15 protein-coding genes and 1 pseudogene are annotated in these 10,785 nt (G+C 71.5%); 9 read left to right on the top strand and 7 right to left on the bottom strand.

The annotated features are described in order from the left end of the window. A partial coding sequence (locus CR470_RS31005; protein WP_143663909.1) for an aminotransferase class I/II-fold pyridoxal phosphate-dependent enzyme occupies positions 1-345 on the top strand: 345 nt, incomplete at its 5' end. Here the strand turns inward: CR470_RS31005 and CR470_RS31000 are convergent. Beyond that, entirely contained in the window at positions 338-604 is a 267-nt protein-coding gene (locus CR470_RS31000; protein WP_097870806.1) for a DUF397 domain-containing protein, read from the bottom strand. The two genes, CR470_RS31005 and CR470_RS31000, sit on opposite strands and share 8 nt — an antisense overlap. Before the next feature lie 9 nt (positions 605-613). After that, the gene (locus CR470_RS30995; protein WP_097870805.1) at positions 614-1,468 is read right to left on the bottom strand and encodes a helix-turn-helix domain-containing protein; all 855 of its coding nucleotides are present in this window, start codon (positions 1,466-1,468) and stop codon (positions 614-616) included. Positions 1,469-1,703: 235 nt separating this feature from the next. On the opposite strand from CR470_RS30995, the gene CR470_RS30990 reads away from it, so the two are divergent. Then, positions 1,704-2,135: an ATP-binding protein gene (locus CR470_RS30990; protein WP_097870804.1), complete on the top strand. Its 432-nt coding sequence runs from the start codon at positions 1,704-1,706 to the stop codon at positions 2,133-2,135. 57 nt (positions 2,136-2,192) lie between these two features. Here CR470_RS30990 and CR470_RS30985 read toward each other — a convergent pair whose 3' ends face one another. Beyond that, positions 2,193-3,131, bottom strand: coding sequence for a LysR family transcriptional regulator (locus CR470_RS30985; protein WP_097870803.1), 939 nt, complete (start codon positions 3,129-3,131; stop codon positions 2,193-2,195). 72 nt (positions 3,132-3,203) lie between these two features. On the opposite strand from CR470_RS30985, the gene CR470_RS30980 reads away from it, so the two are divergent. Continuing rightward, positions 3,204-3,863, top strand: a complete 660-nt coding sequence (locus CR470_RS30980) for a LysE family translocator (protein ID WP_097870802.1) — start codon at positions 3,204-3,206, stop codon at positions 3,861-3,863. Positions 3,864-3,926: 63 nt separating this feature from the next. On the opposite strand, the gene CR470_RS30975 is transcribed toward CR470_RS30980, so the two are convergent. The 3 genes from CR470_RS30975 to CR470_RS30965 all read right to left on the bottom strand — a co-directional run bounded on the left by CR470_RS30975 (position 3,927) and on the right by CR470_RS30965 (position 5,888). Next, positions 3,927-4,397 carry a C40 family peptidase gene (locus CR470_RS30975; protein WP_097870801.1) on the bottom strand — a complete coding sequence of 157 codons (471 nt, stop codon included), beginning with the start codon at positions 4,395-4,397 and terminating at the stop codon, positions 3,927-3,929. Between the two features lie 542 nt (positions 4,398-4,939). Continuing rightward, positions 4,940-5,245 (bottom strand): hypothetical protein, encoded by a 306-nt coding sequence (locus CR470_RS30970; protein WP_097870800.1) that lies wholly within the window; start codon positions 5,243-5,245, stop codon positions 4,940-4,942. A gap of 37 nt (positions 5,246-5,282) precedes the next feature. Beyond that, on the bottom strand, positions 5,283-5,888 hold the full coding sequence (locus tag CR470_RS30965; protein WP_097870799.1) for an ATP-dependent Clp protease proteolytic subunit: 606 nt from the start codon (positions 5,886-5,888) through the stop codon (positions 5,283-5,285). A gap of 85 nt (positions 5,889-5,973) precedes the next feature. Here CR470_RS30965 and CR470_RS30960 point away from each other — a divergent pair, with 85 nt between their 5' ends. After that, positions 5,974-6,258: a type II toxin-antitoxin system Phd/YefM family antitoxin gene (locus tag CR470_RS30960; protein ID WP_097870798.1), complete on the top strand. Its 285-nt coding sequence runs from the start codon at positions 5,974-5,976 to the stop codon at positions 6,256-6,258. Between the two features lie 87 nt (positions 6,259-6,345). Here the strand turns inward: CR470_RS30960 and CR470_RS30955 are convergent, their stop codons facing one another. Next, positions 6,346-7,329 carry a hypothetical protein gene (locus CR470_RS30955; RefSeq protein WP_097870797.1) on the bottom strand — a complete coding sequence of 328 codons (984 nt, stop codon included), beginning with the start codon at positions 7,327-7,329 and terminating at the stop codon, positions 6,346-6,348. 127 nt (positions 7,330-7,456) lie between these two features. Here CR470_RS30955 and CR470_RS30950 point away from each other — a divergent pair, with 127 nt between their 5' ends. The 5 genes and pseudogenes from CR470_RS30950 to CR470_RS30930 form a co-directional block, all read left to right on the top strand. Beyond that, on the top strand, positions 7,457-8,077 hold the full coding sequence (locus CR470_RS30950; RefSeq protein WP_097870796.1) for a TetR/AcrR family transcriptional regulator: 621 nt from the start codon (positions 7,457-7,459) through the stop codon (positions 8,075-8,077). 138 nt (positions 8,078-8,215) lie between these two features. Continuing rightward, entirely contained in the window at positions 8,216-8,518 is a 303-nt protein-coding gene (locus CR470_RS30945) for an urease subunit gamma (RefSeq protein ID WP_097870795.1), read from the top strand. Positions 8,519-8,530: 12 nt separating this feature from the next. After that, entirely contained in the window at positions 8,531-8,842 is a 312-nt protein-coding gene (locus CR470_RS30940; RefSeq protein WP_097870794.1) for an urease subunit beta, read from the top strand. Further along, positions 8,835-10,556 carry an urease subunit alpha gene (locus tag CR470_RS30935; protein WP_097870793.1) on the top strand — a complete coding sequence of 574 codons (1,722 nt, stop codon included), beginning with the start codon at positions 8,835-8,837 and terminating at the stop codon, positions 10,554-10,556. Before CR470_RS30940 ends, CR470_RS30935 begins: the two co-directional genes overlap by 8 nt. 15 nt (positions 10,557-10,571) lie before the next feature. Next, positions 10,572-10,785 (top strand): annotated as a pseudogene (locus CR470_RS30930) (urease accessory protein UreF); the annotation flags it as partial.

Here is a 10,785-nt window from a genome sequence, read left to right as displayed (position 1 = left end):
GACAGCCTCGGGGTGCTGCGCCGGGAGCCGGAACGGGCGGCCCGCGCCCGGGAGGTGGCCACCGCGCTGTTCACCCGGCTCACCGCGGCGGGGCTGAGGACGGTCCGGCCCGACGCTGCCGTCGTCTCCGTCCGGGCGCCCTCGGCGGACGCGGCGGTGCGCTGGGCGGCCGACTGCCGAGCGGCCGGCATGGCGGTGGGCTGCTTCCGCCCGCCGTCGGTACCGGACGGCGTCTCGCGGCTGCGGCTGACCGCGCGGGCCGACCTGACCGAGGAGCAGATCGCGACCGCGGTGGCCACGGTCCTGACCACCGCTCCCCGGCAGGCGGACGGCCGGGTCAGCTGATCCGGTGCGAACCGGCTCCGTGCGGTCCGGCTCCGTGCGGGCCGAGTCCGGCCACGAACGTGCTCCAGGCCGCCGCCGAGAAGCGCAGCGGTGGTCGGTCCACGTTCTTCGAATCGCGTACGGCGAGAAGTGCGCCGCCGCACCGCGCGGTCTCCACGCAGTTGTTCATCCCGGTGGAGTGGCTGCTGCGCCGCCAGTGCGGAGCGGGCTGCGCGGGTGACGGCGGAGGTACGGCGGACAGTGGGAGACGGTCTGACATGGCGGCCCCTTAGCTGCGTCCGATCTCGGTGATGAGGTCCAGCGAGCGTTCTGGCGACAGCGCGTGCGCCTGCAAGGAACGGAAGGCCGAGCTGTACGCGTCGAGGTCTTCTTTCCGCTCCAGATAGAGGCTACTCGTCAAGTGGTCAAGAACGACCACATCCAGATCAGAAATATTCGGAAAGGAGAAGATAACGAAAGGCCCGGTGAGTCCGACGTAGCCGCCGACCGAGAACGGCAACAACTGCAGTTGCACATGAGGGAGTTGGGCCACCTGTCGCAGATGCTGCAACTGATCTCTCATCACCTCCGGCCCGCCCACCTCGCGGTGGAGCACCGCCTCGTCCAGCACGGCGGTGAAGCGCAGCGGTGGGCTCGCGCGCAGCACCCGCTGGCGGGTCAGCCGGACCTCGACCAGGGAGTCGAGCCGGCCGTCCGGTAACCCGTCCAGCGAGGCGCGGGTTACGGCCCGTGCGTACCCGGCGGTCTGGAGGAGCCCCGGTACCACCGAGGTCTCCAGCGTCCGGACCGTACTGGCCTGCGACTCCAGGCTGATGAAGTCGCGGTACTGCGGCGGGATCAGCCCCCGGTAGGCATGCCACCAGCCCGCACCGCCGCCACCCGCCGACCCCGCGAGGACTTCGAGCAGGGAACGCAACTGGGCGTCGCGCACCGCGTAGACGTCCAGCAGCAGTGACACGTCGGCGGGCGTCACCCCGCTCGCGCCGGTCTCGATGCGGCTCACCTTCGACTGGTGCCAGCCGAGCAGCCGCGCCGCGTCCCGGCTGGTCAGCCCGGAGGCGTGGCGCAGACTTCGCAGCTCCTCACCGAGCTTGCGCCGTCGGACGACGGGGCCGTGCAGCATGCAGGTCTCCTTCTGCTGTCGGGAAGGGCCGGTCCGTCACCGGGACCGGCCCGCAGAGGGGTCAGTGTGCCGTCCGTCCACGCCGCACGGGCCCCGAATTCACCGCTTCGAGCGACAGATATATGCATATCTTGGCCGAACGCCGTTACAGGGAGCTGCATCAATGGCAATCTGGCGCGAAGCACAATCCTGGCCGGCCGCCGGTCGACCAGGGCGGGAAAGGGACGGCGTCGCCATGGCAGACCATCAGGAAGCAACCGTCACTCTGCCGACCGATCCGGTGTCGGTCTCATCGGCCCGCAGACATGTCGCCAGGACCCTGGCCCAATGGGGCCTGCCCGAGGACACCGAGTTCGCCGACACCATCCGGCTGATCATCTCGGAACTGGCCACCAACGCCGTTCAGCACACGTTCGGCCAGTCGCCCACCTTCACCGTGGATCTGCGCCTCGAACGCGACGAGGAGCTGTATCTCGGCGTCACGGACAGTCACCCCCGCTGGCCCCAGCGGCTGCCCGCCGCCGTACGGCAGGACAACGGCCGGGGCATGGTCATCATCCGGGCGCTGGCCAAGGAGCGCGGCGGGCGGCTCCAGGTGACCCCGACCGCCGAGGGCGGCAAGACGGTCTGGATCGCCCTTCCCTGGGTCGTTCCGGTGCAGGGCTGACAGCGGGGCCGGGGCCGGTCCTCCCGGTACCCCGTGGGCTGATCGGCCAGGGGCCGGTCAGCCCGAGGGCCGGTTCGCGGCCGGGGCCGTGCTCCCTCGGCCGAAACCGCCGCGCAGCAGCGCGAGCAGCGTCGCGGCCGCCGCGGTCGACCGGTCGCCCCGGTGCACGACCGAGATGGTCCGGCGGAACGACGCGGGTTCCAGCCGCCGGACCGACAGCGGGGCCGCCGCCATCGAGGCGACCATCTCCGGCACCACCGCCACCCCGAGACCCGCGCTGACCAGCGCGCACACCAGCGCGTACCCGGGTGACTCGCAGACCACCGCGGGCGTCGCCCCGGCCTCGGCGAGCGCGTTCTCGACCCCGCGCCGGGGCGGATGGGTGGGCGCGCTGCTGATCAGGGGCCGCCCCGCCAGCTCGCCGACCGGCAGCCGCCCGGTGCCCTCGGAGAGCCGGTGGCCCACCGAGGTGACCAGCACCAGCTCCTCGACCAGCAGGGGTTCGACGAGAACGCCCACCGGCGGGGGTCCGGCCGCCGCCGGTTCGTAGGCATGGGTCAGGGCGAGATCCACCTCGCCCGCGACCACCGCGGCGACCCCGCCGGGCGGTTCGTAGTCGGCGACGGCCAGTTCGACCTCCGGATGGGCCCGCCTAAACGCACTCAGGACCGGCGGCAGCAGATGGATCCCGGCCGTGGTGAACGTCCCCACCCGCAGCCTGCCGCCCGAGAGCCCGGCCAGCCGCGCCAGCTCGTGCCGCGCCTGGTCCAGCTCGTCCAGGACCCGCCGGGCCCGGCCCGCCAGCAGCTCGCCCGCCGCCGTCAGCCGCGCTCCGCGATGGTGACGCACCAACAGCGCCGCCCCCGCCTCCCGCTCCAGCTTGGCCAGCTGCTGGGAGAGCGCGGGCGCCGTGTAGCCCAGGCGGGCGGCGGCCCGGGTGATCGATCCGGCCTCCGCGACCGCCACGAGGGCCGCGAGCCGTGTCGGGTCGTACATGAAGCGTTCCTTTAGGCAGACCCAGAAGATTGCAAGTACACGCTAAAGGCTCCGCCGGTCCAAGGTGGACGCATGGACGCACAACTGATCGCCTTCACCGGGGTCGCCGCCGGTATGGTCGCGCTGCCCGGCGCCGACTTCACCGTCGTCGTACGCAACGCCCTGGCCTCGCGCACCGCCGGCCTGGCCACCGCGCTCGGCGTTGCCGGAGGGCTGCTGGTGCACACCGCGCTCGCGGTCGCCGGGCTCGCCGCGGTGCTGGTGACGATGCCGGTGCTCTTCCGTACCGTCCAGCTGCTCGGCGGCGCGTACGTGCTCCACCTCGGGATCAGCGCGCTGTACGCGATCCGCCGCCGGCCCTCGCCGGACAGCTCGGGCTCACCCTCCGGTACGGAGAAGGGCGAGCCGGGGCGGCCCGTGCCCAGGGAGTTCGCACGCGCGCTGCGCCAGGGATTCCTGACCAACGCGCTCAACCCGAAGGCCCCGGTCCTCTTCCTCAGCCTGCTGCCGCAGTTCGTGCCCCCCGGCCGGCCGCCGCTGCCCAGGACCCTGCTGCTCGCGGCCCTCGTGGTGGTGCTGGCGCTGATCTGGTTCCCGGCCCTCGCCCTGCTCGTGGACCGGCTGGGCCGGTGGCTGCGCCGCCCGCGTACCGCCCGCGCCATCGAGGGCGGCAGCGGTGTGGCGCTCACCGGTCTGGGACTGGCCTTGGTGACCGGCACCCTGCTGCGCTGAGGACGCCGCGGGCGGCCCCGAGGACCCAGGCGGCCCGCACGGAAAGAGCGTCCGGTCGAGGGGTCAGCGGACCCGTCCGTACCAGACGCTCTTGGACCAGATTTTGGCCAGTCTCACCACGTCCCCCGATTTGGGGGAGTGCCAGATCTTCCCGGCCCCGGCGTAGATGCCCACGTGGTAGACGCTGCGCCCCGAATGGAAGAAGACGAGGTCGCCGCGTTTGCGCTGCGACTTCCCGATGTGGCGGGTCTTGTTGTACTGCTGCTGTGCCGTGCGGGGAAGCTTCTTGCCGGCCTTCTTGAACGAATAGACCGTCAGCCCCGAACAGTCGAAGCGGCTGGGACCGGCCGCTCCGTACTTGTAGGGAGCCCCCTTCTTCGACGCGGCGACCTTCAGGGCCTTCGTCGAGTGGGTGGCGGCCTCGGCATCGCTCACCAGACCGGGCGCCAGCATCGTGGACGTCACGGCCAGGGTGAGTACCGAGGCCGTACCGACCCGGGCGAACAGAGACGGGACATGAACCTGCGCAGACATGCGCAACCCTTCGTCAGCCGCCTGTGAAGGATGACCTGTCGGGTTCGGGCTGGCGAAGTTGCCCGGCCGCTGTCGCGGCTTCACCCCGAAGGCCTCCCGGTCTCCCGGTCGGCCCGTTGTGCTCGGGTCCTCCACTCCTGCCGATCCACTCCTGTCGACCAGTCATCCGGGCGGCGGCAGGACTCGGCGTCCGCCCGGACCGCCCCGCCGCGGTGGCGGGGGCTTGTCGTCCCAGGGATCTTGACTCACCTTGTGCCGGAATTCCGAGCCGAAACAGCGGTTTGTGAGTCTCCTCACCACTGATCCATTCGGGTGGACAAGCCGGATTCGTGCTCGCCGACGAGCCGGGCGCACACCCTCGTACCAGCGACGAAAGGGAGCATTTCGAGTACGGGCCGCGCGCCGAACGCAAGTTGAGCCGTCGCTCGCACGGGTGATCTCCTACGCCGAACGAGCGAGGCGAATCGGTTCCGGTGTCGGGCGTGTCGCGCGTGGGGCCGACCGGTTCTCTCCCGTAGTGCGCTCCCCGTGCGTGGAGCAGGTCAGTTCGCGGGCGGCGGCATCGCCACCCTGTTCGCCCGGCGCTCCCCGTCCAGGACGCGCAGCGCCCGCGCCAGGGTGGCGGCGTGGATCCGCGACTCGCCGCGCTCGTGCATCACGGCCAGGGCATCGCGCAGGGCCGCCGCCCGGGAGGCCAGGGCCTGGGCGGCCCGCAGCGCGCTGTAGGTGTCGCTGCCGTGGGCCGGGTTGATCCGGCCCACCTGGTCGAGCACGGCCAGATAGCAGTCGACGAACTCGCCCTCGGCGCGGGTCAGCGCGGGCAGGGGCGGGAACTCGGGTGGCTCCATCGGCGATTCACCTCGCGTCGTACGGCGGCCGGGAGAGTCAGCGGTTCTCCACGACGTGGTCGACCAGCCCGTGGGCGAGGGCGGCTTTGGCGTCGAGGATGGTGTCGCGCTCGATGTCGGCGGTGATCTGCTCCGCGGTCCGGCCCGTGTCCCGGACCAGCATGGCCGCGAACATCTCGCGGGTGCGCACCAGTTCGCGCGCGTGGATCTCCAGGTCGGACGGCTGGCCCCGCATCGGCTCCTCCATCGCGGGCTGCTGAATGACTACCCGCGCGCCGGGCAGCGCATGTCGGCGCCCCTTCGCCCCGGCGGCCAGCAGGGCCGCCGCATAGGAGCCCGCCTGCCCCAGGCAGAAGGTCTCCACCTCACAGGTCAGGAACCGCATCGTGTCGTAGACCGCCGCCATCGCCTGGAACGTGCCGCCGGGGGAGTTGATGTAGAGCGACAGGGGCCGGTCCGGATCGGCGTGCTCCAGGTACATGAACTGGGCGATGAGGTCGCTCGCGGCGATGTCGTCGATCGGACTCCCGAGGAAGACGATCCGCTCGGACAGCAGCTTGGAGTAGGGGTCCAGAGTCCGGGTTCCGGTCGCGGTGCGCTCGGTGAACTCCGGCAGTACGTAGCGGGCGGCGGGGCGGATCATGGCGGTGCCTCTCTCCTGGAGCTGACCGGCCTTCTCTCCGTCCGTAAAAAATGTACAGGACGTACAGAAGGTTATGATGGGGACTATGGCCTACGAGATTCCGGTGACGCAAGCACGGGCGGAGCTCGCCGAACTGATCAACCGCGTTGTCTACGGCGGTGAACGTGTCGTGGTGACGCGTCACGGCAAGCCGCTCGTCGCGCTGGTTTCCGCCGCTGACCTGCAACAGCTGGAGGCGGAGGAAGTGGCTGCCGAGGAGCAGGTGATCAGCTCGGTCTCCTCGATCGGCTCCGCGCCATCCGCTCAGGGCGAACGGCGCAGGTTCGGCATCGCCGCCGAGCACCGCCCCCACGACGGTCGGGACGCCTGAGGCCCACCCCGGCCGCCCCGGGACAGCGCGAAGCCGGGCGCTCCTCCCGTGGGAGGGGCGCCCGGCTCGGCGATACGGATGCGGCGCTCAGCCGGTCAGGGCCGGCTCGCGGACGGGTTCGGCCGGCTCGGCCGACGTCGGCGCCGGGCGGGCGAACAGCACCGCCGCCAGGCCGAACAGCGCCCACAGCGAGAGCGTCAGCACGGCGCCGCCCGCAGCGCTCCCGTCGAAGAAGGCGACCGAGCGGAGCAGTGAACCGCCCGCGCCCGGCGGGAGCCACTGGCCGATCGCACCGACGGGCTCGGGCAGCAGCTCCGGTGCGCTGGTGACGCCGGAGAAGGGGTTGCCCAGCAGGACCATCAGCAGCGCGCCGAGTCCGACGCCACGCGGCCCGAACAGGGCGGCGAGCCCCGCCACCGCCGAACCGATGGCCAGCACGGTGAGCGCGAGCACTCCCGCCTCCGCCCACCAGTCGCCCGTGACCACCCCGAGCCAGCTGTGCGCCACGGCTGTGGCGGCGAGGCCCACCAGGGCGGCCGACCCGATGAGGGTCACCGCGGCCCGTGCCCCGCGCAGTCCGATCAGGGTGACGACGGCTCCGGCCGCCATGCCCGCGAGGGCCAGGGGCAGGACGCTCGCGCCGAGTGCGCTGCCGCGGGGGTCTCCGGGCGGTGCGGCGACCGCATCGGTGACCCGGACCGGGGTGTCGTCGGGGGCGGACGCCGTCACGGCCTCGCGCAGCAGCTGGGCGACGACGGGGCTCGCCGCCGAAGCGGTGAGCAGGTGCGGCCCCTGCGGGGTGACGACGACGGCTCCGTATACGACCCGCTCCTCGATCGCGGTGCGGGCTGCGGCCTCGTCGTCGAAGCGGTGCACCTCGAACGCGCCGTCGCGCTGCTCGAAGTGCTGTTCCAGCGGCTGGGCCGCCGACGCCGGGCCCGCGACCCCGACCGGGAGGTCGTGCGGGGCGATCCGGGCTGCGGGCCAGGCGAAGGCCCAGAGGGCGAGCGTCACCAGCAGGGGGATCAGCAGGATCACCGCCACCGCGCGGCGGTTGGATGCGGTGGACATGAGAGGCCTCGATTCGTGCGACGACGGAGAATCCAGAGAGAAGGATCGTTCGTTTTATGTCCTGTCCCCACTGTCGGCACGCAGTGGCGCATTGTCAAGAAGGAATGTTCGTTTTAGATTGGTGGCCATGGCTCGCGTATCCCAGGAACACCTCGACGCCCGTCGCCGTCAGATCCTCGCCGGGGCGGCACGCTGCTTCGCCCGCAACGGATTCCACGGCACGTCCATGCAGGACGTCCTCAAGGAGGTGGGCCTGTCCGCCGGAGCGGTCTACCGCTACTTCCCCGGCAAGGAGGACATCATCGCGGCCATCACCAAGGAGACCTTCGCCGTCATCCGCGGCGCCTTCGAGGAGGCCTCCCGCATGACGCCGCCGCCCACCCCGGACGTGCTGCTCGGCCGGGTGCTCGGCGGGGTGCTCGCGGGGGAGGTGCACGGGCTGGAGCGCCGGGCCTTCGCCGCGCTCGTCGTCCAGCTCTGGTCCGAGACGCTGCGCGACGCCCGACTCGCCGCGCTGCTCGACGACGGCTACGCCACCATGCGCGTCGCCTGGACGAAACTCGTCGACGCCTACCGCACGGCCGGGATCCTGAGCGGCGACGTGCCCGGCGACCACGTGGCGCGGACGATGATCGCGACGGCGCAGGGGTTCATCGTGCAGGAGGCGCTCTTCGGGGACGTACGCCCCGAAGTGCTGGAGAACGGGTTGTGCGGGCTGATGTCCATGAACCCGCAAAAGATCAGTTAACGCAACGGAAAAACTTCCGCCCTAACGTGCAATGCCTGGTCGCGAGGGTGTCGTTCCCCGTTCAACGCATTGTTGAACGGGGATAGGGTCCCGCTGCGTCCGGAGCCGGAGCCGGACGGAAGACGATGAGGTGGAAGCGTGCAACTGACCCCGCACGAGCAGGAGCGTCTGCTCATCCATGTGGCCGCCGACGTGGCCGAGAGGCGCCGGGCGCGCGGGCTGCGGCTCAATCACCCCGAGGCCGTCGCCCTGATCACCGCCCATCTGCTGGAAGGCGCCCGGGACGGCCGCTCCGTCGCCGAACTCATGGCCTCCGGCCGTAGGTTGCTCACCCGGGACGAGGTCATGGAAGGCATCCCCGAGATGCTCCACGACGTCCAGGTCGAGGCCACCTTCCCCGACGGCACGAAGCTGGTCACCGTCCATGCCCCGATCGTCTGACGGGCTGTGCCGATGATTCCCGGAGAGATCCTGTACGGGGACGGGGACGTCCCCCTCAACGCTGGGCGGACGGTCACCCGCCTCACCGTCCTCAACGCCGCCGACCGACCCGTCCAGGTCGGCTCCCACTACCACTTCGCCGAGGCCAACCCCGGGCTGCGCTTCGACCGCGCAGCCGCCCGCGGCCTGCGGCTGAACGTCGCCGCCGGCACGGCGGTCCGCTTCGAACCCGGCATTCCCGCCGACGTCGAACTCGTCCCCCTCACCGGCCGTCGCGTCGTCCCCGGCCTGCGCGGCGAAACCGGAGGTGCCCTCGATGCCTGACCTCAAGCGGGCCGTGTACGCCGATCTGTTCGGACCCACCACCGGCGACCGGATCCGGCTCGCCGACACCGATCTGCTCGTCGAGATCGAGGAGGACCGCTCGGGCGGCCCCGGACACGCGGGCGACGAGGCGGTGTTCGGCGGCGGCAAGGTGATCCGCGAGTCGATGGGGCAGGCCCGCACCACCCGGGCCGAGGGCGCGCCCGACACCGTCATCACCGGGGCCGTCGTCATCGACCACTGGGGCATCGTCAAGGCCGACATCGGCATCCGGGACGGCCGGATCACCGGCATCGGCAAGGCCGGGAACCCGGACACCATGGACGGCGTCCACCCCGACCTGGTGATCGGCCCGGAGACCGAGATCATCGCGGGCAACGGGAAGCTGCTCACGGCCGGGGCGGTCGACGCCCACGTCCACTTCATCTCACCCACCCTCATCGACCAGGCGCTCTCCAGCGGCATCACCACCCTCGTCGGCGGCGGCACGGGACCCGCCGAGGGCACCAAGGCCACCACCATCACCCCGGGGCCCTGGCACCTGGCCCGGATGTTCGAGGCGCTGGAGACCTTCCCGGTCAACATCGGGCTGCTCGGCAAGGGCAACACGATGTCGCAGGAGGCCATGCACTCCCAACTACGCGGTGGCGCCCTGGGATTCAAGATCCACGAGGACTGGGGCGCGACGCCCGCCGTCATCGACACCTGCCTCACCGTCTGCGAGCGGACGGGCGCGCAGCTCGCCATCCACACGGACACCCTCAACGAGGCCGGGTTCGTCGCCGACACCCTCGCCGCCATCGCCGGCCGGACGATCCACGCCTACCACACCGAGGGGGCAGGTGGCGGGCACGCGCCCGACATCATCAGCGTGGTCTCCGAGCCGTACGTGCTGCCCAGCTCGACCAACCCCACCCGGCCGCACACCGTCAACACCATCGAGGAACACCTCGACATGCTGATGGTCTGCCACCACCTGAACCCCGCCGTCCCCGAGGACCTGGCGTTCGCGGAGTCCCGGATCCGGCCCTCCACCATCGCGGCCGAGGACATCCTGCACGACCTCGGGGCCATTTCGATCATCTCCTCGGACTCCCAGGCGATGGGGCGGATCGGCGAGGTGATCCTGCGGACCTGGCAGACCGCCCACGTCATGAAGAAGCGGCGCGGAGCCCTGCCCGGGGACGGGCGGGCCGACAACCACCGGGTCCGTCGCTATGTCGCCAAATACACCATCAACCCGGCTGTCGCGCAGGGACTGGACCGGGAGATCGGCTCCGTGGAGACCGGCAAGCTCGCCGACCTCGTCCTCTGGGACCCGGCGTTCTTCGGCGTGAAGCCCCAGACCGTCATCAAGGGCGGCCAGATCGCCCACGCGCAGATGGGCGACGCCAACGCCTCCATCCCGACGCCCCAACCGGTCCTGCCCCGGCCGATGTTCGGCGCCCTGGGGCGAGCCGCCGCACACGGCTCGTTCAACTTCGTCTCCACTGCCGCCATCGAGGACGGGCTGCCCGAACGCCTCGCCCTGCACAAGCGGTTCGTGCCGATCACCAGCACCCGGGGGGTCACCAAGGCGGACATGCGGGAGAACGACGCCCTGCCCCGGGTCCACGTCGACCCCGACAGCTTCGCCGTCACCATCGACGGCGATCCGGTCGAGCCGGCCCCGGCGGCGGAACTGCCCATGGCCCAGCGCTACTTCCTCTTCTGAGGGCCGGTCGCCGTCATGTCACGCGCAGCTCTCCTCGTCCTCGCCGACGGCCGGTTCCCCGCCGGAGGCCACGCCCACTCCGGCGGCGCCGAACCGGCCGTCGCCGGGGGCCGCGTCCGCGACGCCGACTCCCTCGCCGACTTCTGCCGGGGGCGGCTGCACACCGCGGGCCTCACCGCCGCCGCCCTCGCCGCGGCGGCGGCCCACGGCCTCGACCCTGTCTCTTATA

It is taken from the genome of Streptomyces sp. rh34 (assembly GCF_002551245.1).
Lineage (GTDB): Bacteria > Actinomycetota > Actinomycetes > Streptomycetales > Streptomycetaceae > Streptomyces.
The sequence above is the reverse complement of the archived record's forward strand: the minus strand, read 5'-3'. Positions and strand labels throughout refer to the sequence as shown.